This is a genomic window from Rossellomorea sp. LjRoot5, assembly GCF_964253455.1.
Taxonomy (GTDB): domain Bacteria; phylum Bacillota; class Bacilli; order Bacillales; family Bacillaceae_B; genus Rossellomorea.
On record NZ_CAXUQN020000001.1, the window covers coordinates 650,422 to 672,682 of the forward strand.

Consider the following 22,261-nt stretch of genomic DNA (forward strand, 5'->3'; position numbering starts at 1 on the left):
GTCCATTGAGCAATTCTTTCCAACATTGTTACCGTTCTGTGAATAAATTGCGTCGAAATTTCGAAAATCTGTTTAAAAATGAAGTTATGAAGGGTACCTGATTAGAGAATTTGATAGTATAAGTCTACGAGAGTAAATTCTACATAAAGGAAGGTGATTTCTTTTGTTTAATAAATTTAAACCGTATTTAATTGTCTTAATAAGTTTAATTTCGTTATTTTTCATCATTATATTCAGTACGGATAGCGAATTGATCGTCCTGGATCCCAAAGGACCGGTTGGAGCCGTTCAAAAAGATCTGATTATGTTATCCATCTACTATATGATTGCCATTATGGTTGTTGTTCTTGGATTCTTTACAATCATATTATTCAAGTATCGAAGCAGTAAGAAGAATAGTGACTATAAACCGGATATGCACGGAAGTACATTCCTTGAGATCATTTGGACGTTGATTCCTGTTCTGATCGTCATCGCATTATCCATCCCGAATACAAAGGCCCTTTATGAATTGAGGAACGCACCGGAAGCGACCTCCCATAAAGACCCGATCGTGATCCATGCGACGGCTGTCGATTGGAAATGGATCTTCAGTTATCCTGAAGAAGGAATCGAAACTGTAAACTATGTCAATGTCCCTGAGGATCATCCGATTCTTTTCAAAGTAACCGCAGCTGATTCCATGGCTTCCTTCTGGGTACCGCAAATCGGCGGTCAGATCTATGGAATGCCTGGAATGGTCAATGACTTATATCTGCAGGCTGATGAGCCTGGGACGTATGATGGAAGAAATTCCAACTTCACTGGTGAGGGAATGACGCACCAAACATTTGATTTTGTTGCGATGAAACAAGACAAATATGAAGATTGGGTAGAAGATGCTCAAGACGAACCGAAATTGACGGAGGATACGTATGAAAAACTGATGCTTCCTGAAACGGTTGATAAGATGACCTTTTCATCTACTCACTTAGCATTCGTCAATCATGGTAAAAATTCCGAGTATGCCATGGCGATCCGCCAGAAGTACGGACTGGATACCACGGTAGGTGGAGCAGATAAAGATGCTGAATCCATTCATGGCAATATGGATATGGAAGGCCATGAAGGCATGGACCATGACGATAAGAAGAAAAAAGATGAAGATGACGACCATAAAGACGAAGGTAGTCATGAGCACTAAGAGAGGAGGACTTTAAATGTTTGATTTTATTAAGGATAATCTGATCCTTAACGATCCGTTGATTCTGGGAGCTAACATTTCAATCGTTTTCACCGTAATGGGAATCGTTGCAGTCCTCACTTATTTTAAAAAGTGGAAATGGCTGTGGAACGATTGGATCACAAGCGTTGATCATAAAAAAATCGGGATTATGTATATCCTGGCTGCACTTGTCATGCTCTTCCGCGGAGGAGTCGATGCACTCTTGATGAGGGCACAATTGACCGTGCCGAATAATTCATTTTTAACATCCGAGCACTACAATGAAATCTTTACGACTCATGGTACAATCATGATTCTGTTCATGGCGATGCCATTCTTACTTGGATTGATGAATGTGGTTGTTCCTTTGCAGATCGGTGCAAGGGACGTAGCCTTCCCATACTTGAATAACTTAAGTTTCTGGGCATTCATGTTCGGGGCAATCCTTTTCAATATGTCCTTCGTGTTCGGTGGATCACCGAATGCTGGCTGGACGAACTACGCACCACTTGCCATTGAAGGCAGTCCTGGACCGGGTATTAACTATTACCTGCTTGGCTTACAAATATCGGGAATCGGTACACTCTTGACGGGTATCAACTTTGTCGTCACCATCATCAAGATGCGTGCACCGGGCATGACGCTTCTTCGCATGCCAATGTTCACATGGACGACGTTGATCACGGCTTTCATCATCGTATTTGCTTTCCCGATTCTGACTGTCACGTTAGCATTGATGACATTTGACCGGATATTTGGTTCCCACTTCTTCACGCTGACAGATGGTGGTGACCCGATGCTGTGGGCAAACCTTTTCTGGCTATGGGGACACCCGGAAGTATATATCGTTATTTTGCCCGCTTTCGGTATTTTCTCAGAAATCATTGCTACATTTGCAAGAAAAACTTTATTTGGCTATAAGTCTATGATTATCTCACTTGTAGCGATTTCTGGCCTAAGCTTCCTTGTGTGGGTCCATCACTTCTTTACAATGGGTGGTAGCGCAGCAGTGAACAGTGTATTCTCGATTTCAACGATGGCGATTGCCATACCGACGGGAATCAAGATATTCAACTGGCTGGGTACGTTATTTAAGGGCAGGATCGAATTTACTGTCCCGATGTTATGGTCTGTTGCGTTTATTCCGACATTCCTGATCGGTGGGGTAACAGGGGTTATGCTTGGAATGGCTGCGGCCGACTTCCAATATCACAATAACTACTTCCTGGTAGCTCACTTCCATTACACACTGATCGCCGGTGTTGTATTTGCCTGCTTCGCGGGTCTCACATACTGGTATCCTAAGATGTTTGGACATAAAATGAATGAACGGATCGGCAGATGGACTTTCTGGTTCTTCTCCATCGGTTTCAATCTTTGTTTCTTGCCTCAATTCGTATTAGGTTTCGCGGGTATGCCGAGACGTGTGTACACATACGGACCTGAAGACGGCTGGACGGCATTGAATATGATCTCTTCTGTCGGAGCTTTCGGAATGGGAGTAGGATTCATGATTCTTGTGTACGGAATCTACTATAGCTTCCGTTTTGCCAAGAGAGAAACAACAGGTGACGCGTGGGATGGACGTACCCTAGAATGGGCGACCAGCTCAGCAATCCCCCCTCATTACAACTTTGCACATGTTCCTGAAGTGAAGGATCTTGATGCATTTCATAATATGAAGCAAGAAGGAAGAAAGATGGTTCCTGATAACTTTGAATACAAACCGATTCACATGCCAAGCAATGCTGGGACACCTTTCATCATGGCCGCATTATTCTTTGTCGCAGGATTTGGTTTAGTATTCGAACTGTTCTGGATGGCGATCATGGCGCTTGTCGGTATCTTCGGATGCATGGCATTCCGTTCACTGATGTCACACAAGCAGGATGAAGGTTATTATGTAAGTGTGGAAGAAATAGAAAAGACTGAAAATCCGTATAAGAGGGAGGCGTGAGCATGGCACATAGTACGAATATAGATCCAAACACGCCGCTTGAATATCAATCCGATATCGGTAAACTGAACATCTTCGGATTCTGGGTTTTCCTGGGCGCGGAAATTGCATTGTTTGCCACTATTTTTGCAACGTTCTTCGCTCTGAAAGCCGGAACGATGGGTGGCCCGCTTCCGAGTGAAGTGTTTGATATGAAGAATACGATCATCATGACGCTATTCTTATTAATCAGTAGTTTCACGTCTGGTCTATCAATCAATGAATTAAGAAAAAGAAATGTCAAATCCATGATGGTTTGGCTGATCATTACATTATTATTTGGACTTGGATTCCTTTACATGGAAATCACCGAGTTCATCCATTTGATCCATGAAGGAGCCGCCATGGGCACGAACGCGTTCTGGTCATCCTTTTACTTACTGACCGGGACGCATGGTCTCCACGTATCAGTGGGTATCCTTTGGATTCTTCTCGTCATGTTCCAAGTGAAGAAACGGGGATTGAATCCTGATACCGCTAAAAAACTATTTGTATCCAGCTTGTATTGGCACTTTCTGGACTTTGTCTGGATCTTCGTGTTCACAAGCGTGTACTTATTAGGGATGGTGGGATAATGTCACAACATACGAATCATAGTGGATTACCTTGGACTCAAATCATTGGATTTATCTTATCGATTGCGTTGACGTTCTTAGCCGTCTGGTTTGGACTGTATACGAATATGGCATATGAACTGATCGTAGCGATCGTGTTCGTCCTTGCCTTCATACAGGCTGCCATCCAGCTCTTCATGTTCATGCACGTAACGGAAGGTGAAGGCAGATGGCAGGTAGGTAAGATGATGTCTGCGGCATTCATCGCGATTGTCATCGTGGCCGGATCTGTCTGGGTATTGAGCAATATGCATTAAAATAGAAAAAGAAGCTGTTGGACATCTCAACAGCTTCTTTTTTTATATTCAAAAAACCCTACCCTGCCCACCGGGGAAAGGGGTTTTAAGAATATCATTAAGCTTTTAATTCTCTCAGGACTTTCTTCTGGTAATATATGAGATTTTAGTCCTATATAGAACAGGACCACATAGATAAAAGTCTAACAAACAAACAGAATCCGGTTCATAGATGTTATACTGAAAGAAAACGAGTTCATAACACTTAAAAAGTAAAGGGCAAGTTGAACTACGGTACGGTATGCCTTTAAATGAGCCTAATGTCATAGATCAAATGAAGGAGAGATGGAATGGAAACGAAAACTTCATTAACCGGGACGATTTTTTTAAGTAAGCTTATCACTCAATATGCTCGTATCCACCAGAAGACGGTAGGGAAAACAGCAGATGAATACATCCGTCAAATTGGACTGCGTACTGGGGAATGGATTGAAAGTCTGTATGGGAAGAAGGATGAAGAATGGACGATTGAGCGGTATGCTGAAGTCATAATTGATTTGAAGAACTCCATCGGGGGTCACTTCTATATTTCAGAAGTGCACCCGGATCATGTGGTGGTGAAGGCTAAAGGCTGTCCGTTCGGTGAAACCGTTAAAGACGCCCCCCATTTATGCAATATGACTTCAAGTGTGTTCGGCGGGATCGCGTCGCGTAAATTCGGCTATTCAAAAGTGGTTTTACGGAAAAGGATTGCTGTAGGGGATTCAGGCTGTGAGGTAGCTATATATTTCCGTGATACGCCAGCTGAAAAAGGGGATGTATATGAAGACCTCAGCTATACCCCGGATCATGGTAACCCGTTTCAATGGGAGGAAGAAACCATCCGATTGCTGAATGAGCAACTGAGACAGAGCGATGAGCTTGTAATGAAACTTGTAGGAGAGCTTGAAGAGTTAAGGGACCAGGTAAAACAGAGAAAATGAGTGGTACTTATGAATCAAGTTGAACTGGTGCGCCTCGAGAATTGATATGGGGTGTTTTTATTGCATGGAGACTTCAAACGCGGACAAATGAAAAAAATGGGTTTCTCTCAAAATCGTTGCCTACTGACCAGGGAATTGATAGAATCATCAATTGGAGAAGCTGTAAATTAAAAAATAGGGAGAAGAAAAATGATCAATGTCACTAGTGGATTTAGAATAGAGAAAGATTTTCTTGGAGAAAAAGAAGTACCCCAAGATGTGTATTATGGAATACAAACGTTACGGGCAGTGGAAAACTTTCCGATTACAGGATATAAAATTCATAAAGAGATGATCGATGCCCTGGCAGTCGTAAAGAAAGCGGCTGCACTTGCAAACATGGAAACGACACGCCTCTATGACGGAATCGGTCAAGCCATCGTGCAGGCCTCCGAAGAGATACTTGAAGGAAAGCTTCATGAATTCTTCATCGTGGATCCGATTCAAGGAGGGGCAGGCACATCCATCAATATGAATGCCAATGAGGTCATTGCCAACCGCGCACTTGAGCTCATGTCCCATCGTAAAGGGGAATATGGGAAAGTGAGCCCGAACAGCCACGTAAATATGTCACAGTCGACCAACGATGTATTTCCGACGGTCATCCATATTTCCACCCTGAAATTATTAGAGAAGCTCCTCGACACAATGGAGCATATGCTGAATGCCTTTAGACAGAAAGCCCAGGAGTTCGATCACGTCATTAAAATGGGACGTACCCATCTGCAGGATGCCGTACCGATCCGCCTTGGCCAGGAGTTTGAAGCGTACAGCAGAGTAGTGGAACGCGACATTAAACGTATCGGACGAACTCGCGATCATCTGTATGAAGTCAATATGGGGGCAACAGCAGTAGGGACCGGCTTGAACGCGGATCCTGTATATATAAATAGTGTTGTGAAGCACCTGGCTGATATCAGCGGTTTGCCACTGACAGGGGCTGAACACCTTGTCGATGCTACGCAAAATACGGATGCATACACAGAAGTGTCGGCTGCACTCAAGGTCTGCATGGTCAATATGTCCAAGATCGCCAATGACCTGCGTATGATGGCTTCTGGACCCCGTGCCGGACTTGGTGAAATTTCACTGCCAGCAAGACAGCCCGGCTCTTCCATCATGCCGGGTAAAGTGAATCCGGTCATGCCGGAACTGATCAATCAGGTAGCCTTCCAGGTGATGGGGAATGATCAGACTATTTCACTGGCCTCAGAAGCCGGCCAGCTTGAACTTAACGTAATGGAACCTGTTCTTGTATTCAATCTCCTTCAGTCCATCAGCATCATGAACAATGCGTTCAGAAGCTTTACGGACAACTGCCTCGTCGGGATCGAAGCGAATGAGACACGTATGAAGGAATATGTGGAAAACAGTGTAGGCATCATCACGGCGGTCAATCCTCACCTGGGATATGAAGTCGTTTCACGGATTGCCAGGGAAGCCATCCTAAAAGGGAAGTCTGTGAGAGAACTTTGTCTCGAATATGATGTTCTTACCGAAGAAGAGCTTGATCTGATCTTGAATCCTTTTGAAATGACGAATCCAGGAATTGCAGGGCGTGTACTTTTTGATCGGGAATAAGAGATATGAAAACGTTCCGTTAAGATAATGACGGAGCGTTTTTTTATAGCAGCTTGCGCAAGGAGAAGACCTCGCCATTGGCCAAACAAAGAAAAAGCTTGCTCCCTCATGGAAGGGAAGAAGCTTTTTACGTGTTTTCATTGGCTGACGGGTAGAATTTATTTTCTATTTTCTTATACTCCTCAAGGTTTTGAGTGAGCCGTGCCAGCTTATGGACTTCCTGCAGGAGAAAGGTCTTATCCAATTCATAAATGACTTCCCTCTCTATATGGTCAATGGTATTGCAGGCGAACTTCCAAATGGCTTCATGCTTGGCCGTTTGAATGGATTCAGCAATAAGGGCAAGTGCCCGCACAATGTCCGTGATGATCAAATGATTGTCTTTTGCATAGTGACGGATATAGCCAAATCCCCGATATAGGTAATAATCAAACGGTTCAGATTGAAGGACGACCCGGGTTCTTCCTTCCTCATCGATTAAGTAGGGGGTGAAGGATAAGTGATCCTCAATTGTCAGCATGAGGTCGGCCATCTGATCGATGGTATTAGACGCGGTTTTAGGGTCATCATTCCCGAGTGATTTGATTGCCACTTCGGCCAGCTTGTGAATCCCCATTTGCAAGTCTTGAATTTCAGTTTCTTTATGCCCCATTTCAATGAAGTCGAGGTAGAAATTTGTTGAAATATCCTTTGTGTCCGGTCCCCATATGCTCAAGATTTCATTTCCGGCCAAGACGTAGTCCCCGACTTTGTAATGAAGCTGAATGATAAGGTTCTCAGCCTTTGCCATTTGAATTATTCCTTGAAAATCGATTAATTGAATATAGCCTGAACCCCTAGCACTCACATGAAGGGTATTCTGTTTATACTGATCCATCGTATCGCCATGTTCTGTCGTACGATGGGTCTCCAAATCTTTTTTAAGCGTTTGGTTGATCATCACTTCAGAAACCTGCTTCATATTGTACGTAATATTATGGACCTGCATCCAAGTCGAGGCATGGTTGATGAAGAATATGAACGTAAGGGCTGTAAGGAACGCCAGTCCGATCGTCATGACCGGCGCAGCGACGAACATTTCGTCCTTTGAACTTCCGATAAAAAGGAAAAGGAAGAGCACGTAAACGAAACTGCCGTTGAAAATGCCGAGGGCGTGCTGCGTCTGTTTGTCCGAAATGAAATCCAACAGCATCCTGGGTGAAAACTGTCCGCTGAACATCGTCAGCACGACGAGCAGGGAATTGAGCGTAAAAGCACTGAGTGTCAGAATGCCACCTATGAGTGTGCTTACCAGTATGCGAGTGACAGATGCATCCATACTTAACATATCAAACGTATACTGTGACACTTCCAGATAGAGATCTAAATAAAGGGTAACGGCGACCATGAGAAAGGACAGGCATATGTATATAAAGGGCATATACCAAATGGTGAGCCTGATTTCATGCATGCGCTGCCGTTTTGACATGAGCAAATATTTTTGAATGGATAAAGGAAGGATCTTTTTTAACATGATCGAAACGTGTCCTTTCTAGTAAATGGATATGGGTTAGTTTTCCCTCTCTAACAGGGTTAAAACTCCCTTCAACCAAAAAGATTAATAGAAATAGGAGTATTCCAAACTAAACTTATTGGAAATGTCCCATCCGGCTTAAGTGAAAGAATTTTTAAAAAATAACAAAAATTCTATTGACGAAGGGGTGAATCCCCTATATAATCCAATTCATACTCAAATATCAAGTGAAAACATAACGTTATATCTCTTATCAAGAGCGGCGGAGGGATAGGCCCTATGAAGCCCGGCAACCTGCAGGATCAGTCTGTAAAGGTGCCAATTCCTACAGATTCCATGTGGATCTGGAAGATAAGGGGAGGAGCATGGTCAATCAGCCCTCTTCTTACAAGAAGAGGGCTTTTCTGCATACCCTCTTTCTTTCCACCACGCCTTCAGACAGGAATCGTACGTGCAGGTAAAACCGGAAAAAAGGAGGCTGAATGATGTCAGCGATAAATGTGGCGCTTCTGGGCTTTGGAACAGTTGGTCAAGGGGTCTATGAAGCCATTGATACTCATCAGGAAAGATTGAAAGAAGTACTCGGTAAAGAGGTGAAAATAAGGGCAATCCTCATTAAGGACCCCTCTAAGCAAAGGGAAATAGATCCGTCCATTTTGGTCACGACAGAATATAAAGACATTCTCGACATACCTGACCTTCATGTGATCTTTGAAGCGATAGTAGGAGAAGAACCGACTTATACGTATATTACTCAAGCCATCGAGAAGGGGATTCACGTCATAACGGCCAATAAAGCCATGTTTGCAAAATTCGGTCCCGATCTTTTGGAAAAGGCATTAAATCATGGGGTGTCCATTGGTTTCGAAGCGACCACGGCCGGAGGGATCCCGGTCATCGGCACCATCCGTCAGCTCCTGAAGGTAAATGAAATCAGAAGCATTCAAGGCATATTGAATGGGACATCCAACTTCATTCTATCCCAAATGAGGAAAAAGGGGCTTTCCTTTGAAACTGCTCTAAAGCAGGCGCAAGAGAAGGGATATGCCGAAGCGGATCCGACGAGCGACATTGAAGGATATGATGCCTTTTATAAGCTTCTGATCTTAAGTCAGACCGCCTTTGGCAAGCAGACTGACTGGAAGGATATCCGGCGGAAAGGGATCACACACTTGACGGCGGAATGGCTGCAGGCAGCCGAGTCCTTCCGTTTGCGATTCAAGCATGTTGGATCACTGGAACGTGACGGATTCAATCGCATCAAGGGAGGAGTGGAACCGACCCTTGTCCACGACACCCATCCTTTTTACGGGGTGGAGGATGTGGAAAACGCAATTTCACTGAAAGGGAGTCTGGTAGGGAGAGTCACACTACTCGGTCCCGGAGCGGGGAAATATCCGACTGGAAGTGCCATGGTGGAGGATTTCCTCTCCCTGATACAGGGGAAATACACCGTTTCTCCCGAAAAGACGGTGACGAGCGAAGATTCCCAAGAAGAAAGCATCAGCCAATGGGTCCTGCGGTTCAAGGAAAAAGAGGAATATCAAAGCTGGATTACACCGTTCACCTTAAAGGACCGCATTCAGCTTGGAGAATATCTTTACGTGTTTGTCGAAGGCAGAAAAGAAGATCTTGAATCTCTTCTTCAATCACATGACCACATTCAGGCTGTATCGATTTTACACGAAATTCCTCTTGAAAATGAAGTGAAGGAAGGAATCGGTGTTTTATGACGGCTGTAGGGAAAGCAGAAAATAGATCTGATAGAAAGTAGGGGGATCACTTGAGTATCATTGTTCAGAAATTTGGTGGAACCTCTGTAGGTTCTACGGATCGAATGAAGCGGGTGGCCGGTCAAATCGTGAAGGAAAAAGAAAAGGGGAATGACGTCGTGGTTGTCGTATCGGCGATGTCTAATACGACGGACATCCTTGTGAAACTGGCAGGGGAACTTTCTGATTATCCCGGTAAAAGAGAGATGGATATGCTCCTCGCGACAGGGGAACAGGTCACGATTTCCCTTCTGACGATGGCCCTTCAGCACAGAGGGATGAAGGCCATCTCCCTGACAGGTCGGCAGGCGGGGATTCGGACCGATGCAGTGTTCGGCAATGCAAAGATCACTTCCATTGATACGGGAAGGATAAAAGAAGAATTATCCGATGGACGAATCGTGGTGGTGGCCGGATTTCAAGGCGTCACCGAAGAGGGGGAGCTCACCACTTTAGGCAGGGGTGGATCCGATACGTCAGCTGCTGCATTGGCTTCAGCCCTGAATGCCGAGCGATGCGATATTTATACGGATGTGGACGGGGTGTATACCTCCGATCCGAGAGGGGTCGCCCGGGCTGCCAAAATCGACGGCCTATCTTATAATGACATGCTCCGGTTTGCCGTGATGGGAGCCAATGTCCTCCATCCGAGAGCGATTAAACACGCCAAGGAACATGGAGTACCTATGATCGTCCGTTCCAGTTTAAAAGAGGGGCGGGGAACCGTCATCAGCGGGAAAGTCCAAAGAAATGATGCCATCGTGGGGGTAGCCCTCCAGGAAGAAATCTCGGTCCTTACGATCCATGGATGCGATGGAGGGGAATCCTTGATCCTCTATGATCTTGATTCACACCATATTGAAACAGAAAGAATCAGGCATCCGCAAGGTCTGGCTCTGATCATTAAAGATCAGGATGTTCCCCTGGTGAAAAAAATCGTCAGGCAATATAACCAAGCCTACTCTCATTTTGACATAAGGGAAGATGTATCGAAGGTATGTGTGATTGGAAGCATCAAGTCTTCAGGGGAAGTAAAAGAAAAGGTCACGAATGTCTTCCATGATTACCACATAGGGAAGGTGTCCGTATGGGAATCGTCAGTGGGACTGAGCGCCATTGTCGATCGCACGGACGCTGAAAAGGCCGCAAGAATACTTCATATGCACTTCGGGTTGGACTATATAGAATCCAAAAGGGCGATTTTATAAAGGGAAAGAAGTGTATAGTCCGCCCTATACACTTCTTTCTTTATGGGGTGATGGATACGGGAGTCCCGATTGGTACGATGCCCGAGAGCTCTTCCACGTCTTTGTTATTCATACGTATACATCCTTTGGAGACTGCATTGCCTATGGAGGCGGGGTTATTCGTTCCGTGGATCCCATAGCTTTCTTTGGATAAACTCATCCACATCGTTCCAAAGGGCCCCCCGGGATTCGGTGCTTTATTGATGATGATGAATTCCCCGATGGGCGTTTCGAAAAGGATCCTTCCGACTGCAATGGGGTATTCTTTCACTTGAACACCATCTTTGAATAATCGGAGAGTCCGGTTGTTGACAGATACTTGAATTCTGTACGGATTCCCGGTGGTATCGGGGATTCCGGGGATGTTGATCGTCTGTCCAGGGTATAGTTGATCCGGGTCGATACCGGGATTGGCGTTCAGGATGTCAGGCAGGGGAGTCCTGAAATCCCTTGATATCTGATTAAGAGTTTCTCCTGTCTTGACGGTGTGAATCAATGGTACCAAACCTCCTATTTTCACCTTCTTATCATTCTATTCTATGTGTCAGGGGGAAAAGTGGTTCAATAGCTCATATTAAAAAAACCTGCATCCATGAAGGTGCAGGCTTTAAAGTATAGATCATTGGGGCAGGTTTTGCTGTGGGACAGTCGTATAGCTCTGCAGCATGAGGGCCATATCCTGTGCATTCAGTTGAGGAACCTGATAATACCCGTGTTTATTTTGGTAAAGGAATATTTCATAACTCATTTCAATGAAGTTCGGTACGCTGTCTGCCACAACTCGCCGCAGTACGGGATTTGTCATCTCGAGAGCCGTCATGGCAAGGAGTGTGGCCAGGGATTTCGTCTGGCCCAGCATATAAGCGGACAAGCCTTTATCCGAAAGCTCCTGGACGGAGTGATTCGGTTTTTTGGGTGCACCGGGTTTGATACCGTAAGTGGTCGTATGGTTTTGGGTCATTTGGTATTGTTGTGTCGGAATGATCGGGTCCTGTCCGGTCGAGAAACTTCCTACAATGGTATTGTACATAGTCGTCACGAAGTCTGTCTGGCGCTTGACGATATCTTTTAATTCCGGATCCTGAATGTGTTGATCATACATTTGATATTGATCCAGCATGCTGATGATCCCTGCGATGACTTCATGGGCATCAAATAGCTCATGCCCCCCATGGTCTTGACTTTGGGTGTTCATCATATTCGGTGGCATTTGAGAGCCGGGTTGTGGCATCCCATTGGGTTGACCTTGGTTATTCATATATATTCCTCCTTTATTGGCTTCGATGATTAGAATAACCCCGCAAAATAAAATTATGTATCACTCATTGTTGCCCTAATACTTCCCAGCCTGTCCGAATACAATAGGGAGAAGTCAATTTGAAGGTGGTACGGATATGAGTATATTTATTAGCTACATCGTTTTAGGGTTATCCCTGTCCGCGCCTATGGGACCGATCAATGCTGCCCAATTGGATAAGGGGATCCGCTTCGGTTTCTTCCACGCCTGGCTTGTTGGGATCGGTGGCATGGTGGCGGACGGGATCTTTATGCTCCTGATTTATTTTGGACTGGCTCAATTCATTGATACACCGATCATAAAATTATGTTTATGGATCTTTGGCTTTTTTATTTTGACCTATACGGGGATTGAAAGCATCCAGAAGTCGGGAACCCTCACATCCTCCTCATCTCAATCGAAGAATGAGTCGAAAGGGAGATCGTTTCGTACGGGTTTCTTTATGGCAATTTCGAATCCGTTAAGCATTTTATTCTGGCTTGGAATCTATGGATCGATCCTCGCCCAGACATCCAGATCATATGAATCCTCGCAGCTTTTCTTATATAGTTTGGGAATATTCCTGGGAATCACCCTTTGGGATGTGACAATGGCTTTTGTTGCGACGGGGGCAAGGAAGCTGGTGAGTCCCCTCATCCTGAGGATCATTTCCATCGTATCGGGTATCGTCCTGATGGGGTTTGGCATTTATTTCGGCGTAGAGGCCTGTCGGATATTGTTCGGTTAGACAGACACCCAATGGGCGCCCTCCTAATAGGATAGATGTGTAATCGTTAGGAGGGCTCGGCTACATGTTATATACAAAAAGTTGGATCGATCAACACTTGGAAGAACTTACTCCTTGGCAGCAATCTGCCTATCTCCACTTCTCGGAACTGATGTGTGATGAAGAGCACCCGTATCCGTGCGTACCGGGTAAGCAAGGCTTTCAAACAGATACATTGCGCTTCGGTTTTGCAGAAGATCCCAGAAAGGAGGAAGCGACGGATAAGCTGGTCTCATTATTAAAGCAATACGGAGGCATTTCAAGGGATACAGGGAAGTATGCATCTCTTGTTGTGTTTTTTCAATCAGAGGAAATCGGGGGTTCCGTTGAATCGTATCAACAGATTTTCTGGGACTTGTTAAATCGGGTACACAGGCTAGATGCTACACCTTGGCCGGATGAGATCGGAAAGGATCCCCATGATCACACGTGGGAGTTTTGCTTTGACGGGGAACCTTATTTTTCCTTCTGCGCGACTCCTGCTCACAACGTCCGAAAGAGTCGTCACTTTCCTTATTTTCTTCTCGCCTTTCAGCCCCGGTGGGTATTTGACGAAATCAATTCTTCTACGGCATTCGGTCAGAAATTAAAGAAGGTCATACGAAAGCGGCTCGTTGAATACGATGAGGTCGATCCTCATCCCAGCCTGAAATGGTACGGAAAGGAAGACAACTATGAGTGGAAGCAGTATTATCTCAGCGACGATGATTCTTCCATGAGCAAATGCCCCTTTTCCCATATGCATAAGAAGATCAAGAGTTAAGGCATCAAGCTTTAACTCTTTTTTCTTTTATGAAGGCAGCCACTGCAATCAAGAGGATGAATCCGAGACTGACAAAAAAACCGACTCGGCTCACTCCGTCAAGAAGAGTGCCGCTGATGGCAAACATAATGAGAAGCAGTGCAATGAGAGATCGAGTCAAATCCCAGGCTGTCCGGCTCATAAGTTTGTGAAAGGAAGCAAGAATGAAAAGCCACGTATAAAGAAGCATCAGCCCTGCAGCGGTTGTGATATATTCAAAGAGTTTATCCGGAAGCAGCATGGCGACGACAATGGATAGAGCAACGACGAGAGTAGTCAAGCCGAATGCGGGGAGCGGGACCTCCGTTTTTCCTTTTTTGGCGAAAATACGGGGGGCATCGCCTTCTTCGGCCAGAGCCACAAGCATCGTGGTGACGGCGTATAAAGAAGCGACCATGGTAGAAAACCCGGCAATGATCAACACGGCATTGAATAGGTGGGGGACCCACGGAATCCTGTACTGATCAAGGGCGGTCAAAAAGGGACTCTCATTAGGATTGATCCTGTTTAGCGGTACCAGCTTTAAGACGAGATAGAAGGAAAGTATATAAAGGACCGTCAAAATCAAAAGCATGATGTTCCCTGACTTCGGAGCATCTTTAGGATCCTTCAGTTCCCTGGCCATCAGACCCATCACTTCAATTCCCCCAAATCCATAGAAGGCAAAAAGAAGGGCGAGCCATAAGCCTTTCCCCTCATGAGGAAGAATTTCCTTTAAGGGGGAAGGAAGACCCTGCCCCGAAGACCCGTCCCCCAGCCAGCCAAACAAGGCGGCACCGGCAATGATAATGAACATGATGATGGCAGCGGCTTTCATCACTCCGAACACATTCTCCATTTGTTCCACTTTCCGGACTCCCATCAGAATGATGACCAACCCAAGGCAGGCAAATCCGGCTGTGAATATCCAAAGAGGAATTTGTGGGAACCAAAATTGAGCGAAGAGGGCGAGAGCGGTTAACTGGCTTCCCATGATCAACATTTCTGCGGACCAATACACCCATCCATTACTGAATCCTGCCCAGGAACCGTAAGCTTGTTTAGCATATGTCCGGAATGAACCTTTTTCCGGGTGATGTGCCGTCAGTTTAGCAAGTGCCTGGAACACCATCCAAGTTCCGATCCCGGCAACTAAATAGGCAATGAGCACAGAGGCTCCCGCTTTTTGAATCGGAATGGCAGAGCCCAGGAAATAACCGGTTCCGATGATGCAGCCCACCCCGATGAAAGAGAGCTGCCACCACGTGAGATTTGTCTGATTCGTACATTTGCTCATATCTTTTCACCTGACCTTTATCCTTCATAGTTTGACGTTGAACCTCCTGAAATATGTGAATGGGCACGGAATGATTTTTTATGAGAAAGGAGAAAGTAAGGGAGAATGAAGTGGAGGAGGCTCAGCTGATGGAAAAGATTCATCCGAATTGCTGGAACGAACATGGAGAATTGAAGACGGTGATGGTATGCTCGCCTTCATCAGTGGATGTACCAGATCAAAGGACGGCGGATTATGTCGGGTGGGAGAAGGCGGTAAACCAGGAGAAAGCGAAGGAAAACCACGAAGAGATGAAGAGAGCCATGGAGGACGCGGGTGTTAGGGTCATTGATTACTCCGATCACCTTACAGATGATGTCAGTGACTTGAATCAACAGCTCATCAACCGTGTTTATGTAAGGGATCTCGCCTGTGTGTACGGGAATACAGTGATCCCGGGGGATGCGGGCACTACCATGAGGGCTCCCGAGTATGTTCACAGTCATGAATTATTTCAAACCTGGTTTGATGAGAAGACCTTTTCCATTCAGGATAATAACCGATTGAAGGCATTGGAGAACGGTGATGTGTTTGTGTTGAACAGGGACACCGTTTTCATTAATACGGGCCTTAGATCCAGCATCGAAAGCATAGAAGCATTGAAGGGGAAGATCTTTCAGGCCGGGTTCTCGGAAATCGGGATCATTGACTTACCCCGGACGGGTGAAACGATGCATCTGGACATGAATTGCAATGTTGCCGGCGGAAATCTCCTCATTGCCAAAAGCTATATGAGGCTGTTCCCTGTCCAAATCGTCTCTGAAAAGGGTGGCCGGTACGTGATGATGGAGGAGTTTATCAAGCGTCAGGGCTTCGACGTATTATGGACGGATGACATAAAGCATACGGTCGCGGATATCAATTTTCTGAATTTGGACCCGGAAACCCTGTTGATCAGCACGAAGGCCAATAAGAGCATATTAAAGGATCATCCGTTATTAAAAGGAAAGAAATTGATTGAAGTGGATGTGAATGAGCTTGAAAAAGGCGGGGGCGGGATCAGGTGTATGACGCTGCCGTTTGAACGGCAAGAATAACTGGAAAATGGTTATCGTTTCCTCTGGGTTATTGACAGGATTCAACACCTTTTCCCAGGAAATGATGTTGAATTCTGTCGGTTATGATCATGGAATGGCTTGAACCATGTTGAAATCGCACACTTTATTCCGACCTGTACGTTTCGCCAGGTAGAGGGCTTTATCTGCTTGCTCAAAAATCTCTTCTCCCGCAAGTGAAACAGTATCCGGGAAAGTGGATACTCCGATGGAAATTGTAATGAGAATGGACTGATCTTCTGTAATCATAAAGGAGTGTCGTTCCACCGCTTCCCGAAGTCTTTCCGCAATCACCATCCCATGGCTGTGAGGACAGTCAATCAAAAGGATACTGAACTCTTCCCCTCCATTTCTGGAAACGATGTCAAAAGATCTTGAGTGGTACGTCAATACCTTTCCGAGTTCTTTTAGCACTTCATCACCTGCCGGGTGACCGAACGTATCATTCACATTTTTGAAGTGATCAATATCGATAAGGAGCAGGGACAGTTTTTCATGTCTTTCATGAGCATGCTTCAAAGCTTGATTATAACTTACGTCAAATTGTCGGACGTTGTTAAGGTTGGTGAGGAAGTCTTTCGTCGCATTCTGTTCCAGTTGGTGATATTGTTCATTTGAACGTTTGATCTGCTCGGCAATAAAATAAGCGATAAAGCCGACCAGGATAGAAGTAATCGTATGATAGGGAATGATTTTCAATGTATTCAAGAACCCTATGTTGTTTTGTAACGAAATGAAAATGATCATCAGGGCGGCCAGGTTCATAATCTGTATCTTCACTAGTCTCCGGTAAGGGAGAAAGCTTAATACGCTGCAGATGATTCCGATAACCAACATACCGATTGCAGCCACAATCGCTTCCTGCGTTACGCCGAACATGATCGTTCTGCCGACTGTGATGATGGAGGCTGAAAGAAGGGCAGGAATCCAGCCGACATAGACGGCAGCGGTCACGACCGCTAAATGTCTCAAGTCCACTATACTATTGTGATCCAAGGGTATGGCAAAATACATGAGAGCCAATCCAAGAACCCCGGAGAAAGATCCAATCAATGCATTCATTGGAATCGGTGATTTCCTTGGATTTCTCAACACAATCCCGGCAAAGTACAAAAAGGATATTAAGATACATATGTTGATGAATAAATGCTCTAACATGATCATCCCTCCTTCATAGTGGATCGACACTGTGACTTATTACCTATATTCATTATATCGGATTGCCGGGAAGGTTGGTGAAGTATTTTCGGAGATTCTTATAAAGACAAAAAAAGCCGTCCCGGTTAGGACGGCTTTTTGTCTATGACTAGATAGTGTCTTAATAAACCCCGACAGCATCCCATGCTGCTTTAACGGAATTGTAAGTGGAACTTCCACTTCCGTACAGGTCGGCTGCTGATTGAAGAAGGGCTGCACGTGCATAACTGAAATTACTTGTTGGTGTTAAGTAAACAGTCAGGGCACGATAGTAGATTTTTTCTGCTTTGGCTTTCCCGATGCTTGAGATCGTGTTGTAAGCCGCTTTATTCGGGATACCGGAGTTTGTATGAACACCACCGTTATCGGAAGAAGTGTTCACATAGTTATTCATATGTTCCGGTTGTCCGTATTTAGAAGGGTTTGAAAGACTGCGCAGAGCATCTCCTGAGATGCCAGGTGTGTAGACATCTTCACCCATTAAGTAATCGCCCGGATCTAAGAAGTATCCAAACACATCAGAGAATGATTCGTTCAGTGCTCCGGATTGGTATTGATATTGTAATCCGGCAGTACGCTCCGTCACGGCATGCGTCAGCTCATGGGCAACAACATCCAGTGCACCAGAAAGAGATGTGAAGGTCGATCCGTCTCCGTCACCATAGACCATTTGGGAACCATTCCAGAACGCATTATTGTAATTGTACCCATAATGGACAGTGGAACGGATGGACGCTCCGTTATTATCGAAACTATTGCGGTTATGTGTGTTTTTATAATAGTCATAGACTTTCCCGGCATACGCATGGGCATCGACATCAGCAGCCTGGGAATAAGCAGTCCAGGAGTTATTGCTATCAGTGGAATAGTACCCTGGAAGGCTTGATCCATTTTGAGCCGTATAGGTCTCGATGACACCGTTCATAGGTTTCGTCACATCAAATAGGTAATAAGTTCCGTTTGAAGAATAAGTATTAAGAGTTTTATAGTCATCTAAAACTCCATAACCGCTTCCGGTTGTCGCTGCATCTGTCACAGCATTGAAAGCTTCGACAATCGATCCGTCTTTGGCATCCACATAGATCTGCCAGTTCGCTCCATAAGGTTCGATGAACTGAAGTTGTACCTTATAAGCAAGAGTGAATTTTCCATCCTTCTCATGAATCACAAGATCATTTTTCTCAGTGGTGTTTTTAACTTTACTGTCTTTCTTCGCATCAATGGCGAACTCGTTTTGTGCACCTTTCAAGGTGTCGGCTTTTGATAGACCGATATGCTTCCAAGCGAGATCTGTTGCGGATTTTTGATTGATTTTTGATTTTGTCTTGGTCACTTTTTTAGAAGCTTCTTTGAAAAGCTGACCCGTCGTCGCCGTCACTTCATTGTTTTTATTTGTATGGACAATGAAGATGGCTCCTTCCACAGGAACACCGTCCACTGATTGAGTGAATCGATAGTGGGACATTCCAAGATCGTCTGTTGTTTTCTCAAGCAATGTCAGTTCAGAATGTGGATCGATGGCGAAAAGCTCTTTATTCTCTTTCATGAACTTTTTCACATCTTGATCGTTCTTTACAATACCTTTTGATAGTTTCCCAGATAAGAAGCTCGGCCCTTTTTTATCTATGTTCATGACCTTTTGATGAATGTCCATTTTAGAAGTAATTGAATCTGAAGACTGGGCGAATGCGGAAGCACCCGTAAAGGAGGCGCTGAATACAAGAGAAGTACCTAGTGCTAAACTGACTAATTTCTTTTTCGACATAATTACAATTTCCCCTTTTGATCATAGATTTTTTGGAAATAGCTATTTCTTTTGGCCCCGGCGGCTAATTAGTAGTCTAGTAAAAAAAAGGAAGATTGACAATGAAAAAAATGGTAATTATCAGTAAATTTGAAATATTTAGTGTTTGATAATGTCGATATAAAACAAATTTAAGGGGAATTTCTGCCATTATCTATACCAATCGGTGAAAAATATTTTTCTAGGAATATTCCACTATTTTTTGTGCATAGGTAGAGCAGGCAAAAAGAGGTTGAATTCGTTACAGAATTTGGTATAATTAATGTGAAATAATTCACAAACTTACACAGAGAAAAGGAGTGGATACTGTGGAAAAGAAAATCGTCATAGCAGGGGGAACAGGCTTCATCGGCCAATATCTTCAGAAGAAATTTCTCGAAAAGGGCTATAAAGTGATCATCATTTCCAGGCAGTCTCCCCACGTCCCATGGAATCGATCCGATGAAGTGATACAGGCATTGGAAGGGGCGGATATGCTCATCAATCTTGCTGGGAAGTCAGTCGACTGTCGGTACAATGAAAAGAATAAGGCGGACATTTTCAAATCCAGGACGGACACAACGAATATATTGGGGAAGGCACTTCTACAATGTCAGAATCCGCCTTCCTTATGGATCAATTCCAGTACCGCCACGATCTATCGTCATGCAGAGGACCGGCCGATGACAGAGGAAGGCGGCGATATCGGCACAGGCTTTTCCGTTGAAGTGGCCAAAGAATGGGAGAAAGCATTCTTCTCATTTTCATTACCGGGGACGCGACAGGCGGCTTTACGGATCGCCATCGTTCTGGGGCCGGATGGAGGTGTGATGACGCCGTACAAAAACCTGGTCACGTTTGGTCTCGGAGGGGTGCAGGGGCCGGGCACCCAGAAATTCAGCTGGATTCATGTAGAAGACCTGTACCGGATCATCCTTTTTTTGAATGAAAAGAAGGAGTTAAGTGGAGTGTTCAACTGTGCCTCGCCGGACCCGGTCACGAATCGTGAATTCATGGCTCACCTAAGGAACGTTATGAATAAGAAGATAGGGCTCCCGACTCCTAAATGGATGCTTGAAGCAGGTGCGATGTTCATTGGAACGGAAACCGAACTGGTCTTGAAAAGCAGATGGGTCATTCCGGAAAGGCTGGGGAACGCAGGATTCGTCTTTCAATATGATACGCTTGAGAAGGCACTGGGGCAGATCTTGGCGAAGTGACGATGAAAGGACTTGTCTGTGCGACAAGTCTTTTTCGCCTTACTGATCATTCTTCATGAAATCATACGTCGTCCAGCAGCGGTTCATCCCGATTTCTTTCTGCTCGGCATATTCATCTCCCCATTTACACATCTCAAATAGCGAGGCCTGGAGTTTCTTCCCCATCTCAGTCGTCGAATATTCGACTTTAGGCGGGACTACCTGATACACTGTCCGCTCGACCAGTCCATGTTCTTCCAGTTCCCTAAGCTGCTGGGTAAGCATCTTCTGGGTGATGTTCGGCAGGGAACGCTTCAATTCATTGAATCTCTTCACACCTTCGTTTAAATTCCACAATATCAGAACCTTCCATTTTCCTCCGATGACATCGATCACGAGGTCGATGGCGCATTGGTATTCGGGGTTGAGTTGTTTCATATGGGTACCTCCTTTGTTGTTGTTTGTGGATTTGTTGACTGTGCTGTTGTGTTCAGCAGCTGAACCGGGCCATCCCATTAACCCAGGCACCTCCCAGGTTTCCAAACGGTAACCAGGATACTAAATAGTGCCTACTTGTTTATCTCGTTTATAGTATATATTATATACCATGTAAGCAAAATAATCATAACGCTCTTTAAGGAGATGAATATAATGAAAGCTTTATTATTGAAAGATAAAGGTTTATGGAAAGACATGAGGGTGGAGGAAACCGAAACACCTTCACCGCAAAAAGGAGAACTTCTTGTGGAGGTCCATGCAGTCGGATTGAACCCTGTTGACTACAAGACAGCCACCAATGGGATGCCTGTCTGGTCCTATCCGCATATCCTCGGATTGGATGTGGCAGGAGTGGTCGCAAAAGCAGGGGAAGGGGTAACGGATTTTAAAGAAGGAGACCGTGTCGTTTACCACGGGGACTTCACGAAAAAAGGCGGTTATGCAGAATACGCAATCATCACAGCACACACGGCTTCACGCATCCCTGACAGTGTTTCCTTTGAGGATGCTGCAGCCCTTCCGACTGCGGGTTATACGGCTTACCAGGCCATTCATCGTAAACTGCCTCTCGACAACATCGATACGATTTTGATTCATGGCGGTGCCGGTGGAGTAGGCGGGTTCGGTGTACAGCTTGCGAAACTTGCAGGGAAGACTGTCATATCGACTGCGTCCCGTCACAATCACGAGTATGTAAAATCACTTGGAGCAGACTATTGCATCGACTACCGGGAAGAAGACGTCATCCGGAAGGTAATGGAAATCACGGATGGCCGTGGCGTTGACGCCGTCGTGGATGCGGTCAGCAGACAGAGTGCAACCGACTCCCTGGATGCATTGGCCTATATGGGCCACATGGTGTACATCGCCGGTGCGCCTGATTTCACGAAAATAAAATCATTCACGAAAGTCGTTTCTTATCATGAAATCGCTCTTGCAGCGGCGCATCAAACGGAAGACGTCAAAGCCCAAAAGGACTTTGCGGTTATCGGGGATGAGATGCTTGACCTGTTGGAACAAGGGAAGCTGGACGCCATGCTGAAAGAGACAGTGACACTTGAAGAAGTGCCGGAAGCCCTCAGCCGCTTATCCGAGCGCCATGTGAAAGGCAAGATTGTAGCGAAACTGAAATAATGTGAAAAAGGAGAGCCAATGTACCCGGCT

The 22,261-nt window shown here is 45.2% G+C and carries 20 protein-coding genes and 1 riboswitch; of the genes, 13 read left to right on the forward strand and 7 right to left on the reverse strand.

From position 1 onward, the window contains the following. Positions 1-163: 163 nt before the first annotated feature. The 6 genes from qoxA to aspA all read left to right on the forward strand — a co-directional run bounded on the left by qoxA (position 164) and on the right by aspA (position 6,653). Entirely contained in the window at positions 164-1,183 is a 1,020-nt protein-coding gene (qoxA, locus tag ACSQ2E_RS03170) for a cytochrome aa3 quinol oxidase subunit II (RefSeq protein WP_435989309.1), read from the forward strand. Positions 1,184-1,199: 16 nt separating this feature from the next. Continuing rightward, the gene (qoxB, locus tag ACSQ2E_RS03175) at positions 1,200-3,161 is read left to right on the forward strand and encodes a cytochrome aa3 quinol oxidase subunit I (RefSeq protein WP_435989310.1); all 1,962 of its coding nucleotides are present in this window, start codon (positions 1,200-1,202) and stop codon (positions 3,159-3,161) included. A 2-nt stretch (positions 3,162-3,163) separates the two neighbouring features. Next, positions 3,164-3,775: a cytochrome aa3 quinol oxidase subunit III gene (gene qoxC, locus ACSQ2E_RS03180; protein WP_435989311.1), complete on the forward strand. Its 612-nt coding sequence runs from the start codon at positions 3,164-3,166 to the stop codon at positions 3,773-3,775. Beyond that, positions 3,775-4,071, forward strand: coding sequence for a cytochrome aa3 quinol oxidase subunit IV (gene qoxD / locus ACSQ2E_RS03185; RefSeq protein WP_435989312.1), 297 nt, complete (start codon positions 3,775-3,777; stop codon positions 4,069-4,071). The genes qoxC and qoxD overlap by 1 nt, the downstream gene beginning before the upstream one ends. A 329-nt stretch (positions 4,072-4,400) precedes the next feature. Continuing rightward, complete coding sequence (locus ACSQ2E_RS03190) at positions 4,401-5,033, forward strand: methanogen output domain 1-containing protein (protein ID WP_435989313.1); 633 nt, start codon at positions 4,401-4,403, stop codon at positions 5,031-5,033. Between the two features lie 189 nt (positions 5,034-5,222). Further along, positions 5,223-6,653, forward strand: a complete 1,431-nt coding sequence (aspA, locus tag ACSQ2E_RS03195; RefSeq protein ID WP_435989314.1) for an aspartate ammonia-lyase — start codon at positions 5,223-5,225, stop codon at positions 6,651-6,653. A 127-nt stretch (positions 6,654-6,780) separates the two neighbouring features. Here the strand turns inward: aspA and ACSQ2E_RS03200 are convergent, their stop codons facing one another. Continuing rightward, positions 6,781-8,166, reverse strand: coding sequence for a DUF2254 domain-containing protein (locus ACSQ2E_RS03200; RefSeq protein WP_435989315.1), 1,386 nt, complete (start codon positions 8,164-8,166; stop codon positions 6,781-6,783). A gap of 247 nt (positions 8,167-8,413) precedes the next feature. Then, positions 8,414-8,524, forward strand: a riboswitch (SAM riboswitch). Between the two features lie 124 nt (positions 8,525-8,648). Here ACSQ2E_RS03200 and ACSQ2E_RS03205 point away from each other — a divergent pair. Both ACSQ2E_RS03205 and ACSQ2E_RS03210 read left to right on the forward strand, forming a co-directional pair. Then, a complete protein-coding gene (locus ACSQ2E_RS03205; protein ID WP_435989316.1) occupies positions 8,649-9,899 on the forward strand; it encodes a homoserine dehydrogenase in 1,251 nt (416 codons plus the stop codon). A 50-nt stretch (positions 9,900-9,949) separates the two neighbouring features. Next, positions 9,950-11,146, forward strand: coding sequence for an aspartate kinase (locus ACSQ2E_RS03210; RefSeq protein ID WP_435989317.1), 1,197 nt, complete (start codon positions 9,950-9,952; stop codon positions 11,144-11,146). 40 nt (positions 11,147-11,186) lie between these two features. Here the strand turns inward: ACSQ2E_RS03210 and ACSQ2E_RS03215 are convergent, their stop codons facing one another. Both ACSQ2E_RS03215 and ACSQ2E_RS03220 read right to left on the reverse strand, forming a co-directional pair. Next, entirely contained in the window at positions 11,187-11,681 is a 495-nt protein-coding gene (locus ACSQ2E_RS03215) for a L,D-transpeptidase family protein (RefSeq protein WP_435989318.1), read from the reverse strand. 123 nt (positions 11,682-11,804) lie between these two features. After that, a complete protein-coding gene (locus tag ACSQ2E_RS03220) occupies positions 11,805-12,443 on the reverse strand; it encodes a spore coat protein (protein ID WP_435989319.1) in 639 nt (212 codons plus the stop codon). A 136-nt stretch (positions 12,444-12,579) separates the two neighbouring features. On the opposite strand from ACSQ2E_RS03220, the gene ACSQ2E_RS03225 reads away from it, so the two are divergent. Together ACSQ2E_RS03225 and ACSQ2E_RS03230 are read left to right on the forward strand one after the other, a co-directional pair. Then, positions 12,580-13,209 carry a LysE family transporter gene (locus ACSQ2E_RS03225; protein ID WP_435989320.1) on the forward strand — a complete coding sequence of 210 codons (630 nt, stop codon included), beginning with the start codon at positions 12,580-12,582 and terminating at the stop codon, positions 13,207-13,209. Between the two features lie 64 nt (positions 13,210-13,273). Then, positions 13,274-14,011 carry a YqcI/YcgG family protein gene (locus ACSQ2E_RS03230; protein WP_435989321.1) on the forward strand — a complete coding sequence of 246 codons (738 nt, stop codon included), beginning with the start codon at positions 13,274-13,276 and terminating at the stop codon, positions 14,009-14,011. Between the two features lie 4 nt (positions 14,012-14,015). Here ACSQ2E_RS03230 and ACSQ2E_RS03235 read toward each other — a convergent pair whose 3' ends face one another. Next, the gene (locus ACSQ2E_RS03235) at positions 14,016-15,326 is read right to left on the reverse strand and encodes an amino acid permease (RefSeq protein ID WP_435989322.1); all 1,311 of its coding nucleotides are present in this window, start codon (positions 15,324-15,326) and stop codon (positions 14,016-14,018) included. Positions 15,327-15,454: 128 nt separating this feature from the next. Between ACSQ2E_RS03235 and ACSQ2E_RS03240 the strand changes: the two genes are divergently transcribed. After that, positions 15,455-16,402 carry an arginine deiminase family protein gene (locus tag ACSQ2E_RS03240; RefSeq protein ID WP_435989323.1) on the forward strand — a complete coding sequence of 316 codons (948 nt, stop codon included), beginning with the start codon at positions 15,455-15,457 and terminating at the stop codon, positions 16,400-16,402. A gap of 87 nt (positions 16,403-16,489) precedes the next feature. Here ACSQ2E_RS03240 and ACSQ2E_RS03245 read toward each other — a convergent pair whose 3' ends face one another. Beyond that, positions 16,490-17,578: a GGDEF domain-containing protein gene (locus tag ACSQ2E_RS03245; RefSeq protein WP_435989324.1), complete on the reverse strand. Its 1,089-nt coding sequence runs from the start codon at positions 17,576-17,578 to the stop codon at positions 16,490-16,492. A 160-nt stretch (positions 17,579-17,738) separates the two neighbouring features. Further along, positions 17,739-19,382 carry a M4 family metallopeptidase gene (locus ACSQ2E_RS03250; RefSeq protein WP_435989325.1) on the reverse strand — a complete coding sequence of 548 codons (1,644 nt, stop codon included), beginning with the start codon at positions 19,380-19,382 and terminating at the stop codon, positions 17,739-17,741. A gap of 347 nt (positions 19,383-19,729) precedes the next feature. On the opposite strand from ACSQ2E_RS03250, the gene ACSQ2E_RS03255 reads away from it, so the two are divergent. Further along, on the forward strand, positions 19,730-20,620 hold the full coding sequence (locus ACSQ2E_RS03255; protein ID WP_435989326.1) for a TIGR01777 family oxidoreductase: 891 nt from the start codon (positions 19,730-19,732) through the stop codon (positions 20,618-20,620). A gap of 39 nt (positions 20,621-20,659) precedes the next feature. Here ACSQ2E_RS03255 and ACSQ2E_RS03260 read toward each other — a convergent pair whose 3' ends face one another. Then, positions 20,660-21,037, reverse strand: coding sequence for a winged helix-turn-helix transcriptional regulator (locus ACSQ2E_RS03260; RefSeq protein WP_435989327.1), 378 nt, complete (start codon positions 21,035-21,037; stop codon positions 20,660-20,662). A 213-nt stretch (positions 21,038-21,250) separates the two neighbouring features. Between ACSQ2E_RS03260 and ACSQ2E_RS03265 the strand changes: the two genes are divergently transcribed. Beyond that, entirely contained in the window at positions 21,251-22,231 is a 981-nt protein-coding gene (locus ACSQ2E_RS03265) for a zinc-binding dehydrogenase (protein ID WP_435989328.1), read from the forward strand. Positions 22,232-22,261 lie beyond the last annotated feature (30 nt).

Coding starts and splice junctions, on each gene's coding strand:
- qoxB (WP_435989310.1), top strand. CDS start 1,200: ATGTTTGATTTTATTAAGGATAATCTGATCCTTAACGATCCGTTGATT.
- qoxC (WP_435989311.1), top strand. CDS start 3,164: ATGGCACATAGTACGAATATAGATCCAAACACGCCGCTTGAATATCAA.
- qoxD (WP_435989312.1), top strand. CDS start 3,775: ATGTCACAACATACGAATCATAGTGGATTACCTTGGACTCAAATCATT.
- ACSQ2E_RS03190 (WP_435989313.1), top strand. CDS start 4,401: ATGGAAACGAAAACTTCATTAACCGGGACGATTTTTTTAAGTAAGCTT.
- aspA (WP_435989314.1), top strand. CDS start 5,223: ATGATCAATGTCACTAGTGGATTTAGAATAGAGAAAGATTTTCTTGGA.
- ACSQ2E_RS03200 (WP_435989315.1), bottom strand. CDS start 8,166: ATGTTAAAAAAGATCCTTCCTTTATCCATTCAAAAATATTTGCTCATG.
- ACSQ2E_RS03205 (WP_435989316.1), top strand. CDS start 8,649: ATGATGTCAGCGATAAATGTGGCGCTTCTGGGCTTTGGAACAGTTGGT.
- ACSQ2E_RS03220 (WP_435989319.1), bottom strand. CDS start 12,443: ATGAATAACCAAGGTCAACCCAATGGGATGCCACAACCCGGCTCTCAA.
- ACSQ2E_RS03225 (WP_435989320.1), top strand. CDS start 12,580: ATGAGTATATTTATTAGCTACATCGTTTTAGGGTTATCCCTGTCCGCG.
- ACSQ2E_RS03230 (WP_435989321.1), top strand. CDS start 13,274: ATGTTATATACAAAAAGTTGGATCGATCAACACTTGGAAGAACTTACT.
- ACSQ2E_RS03235 (WP_435989322.1), bottom strand. CDS start 15,326: ATGAGCAAATGTACGAATCAGACAAATCTCACGTGGTGGCAGCTCTCT.
- ACSQ2E_RS03240 (WP_435989323.1), top strand. CDS start 15,455: ATGGAAAAGATTCATCCGAATTGCTGGAACGAACATGGAGAATTGAAG.
- ACSQ2E_RS03245 (WP_435989324.1), bottom strand. CDS start 17,578: ATGTTAGAGCATTTATTCATCAACATATGTATCTTAATATCCTTTTTG.
- ACSQ2E_RS03250 (WP_435989325.1), bottom strand. CDS start 19,382: ATGTCGAAAAAGAAATTAGTCAGTTTAGCACTAGGTACTTCTCTTGTA.
- ACSQ2E_RS03260 (WP_435989327.1), bottom strand. CDS start 21,037: ATGAAACAACTCAACCCCGAATACCAATGCGCCATCGACCTCGTGATC.
- ACSQ2E_RS03265 (WP_435989328.1), top strand. CDS start 21,251: ATGAAAGCTTTATTATTGAAAGATAAAGGTTTATGGAAAGACATGAGG.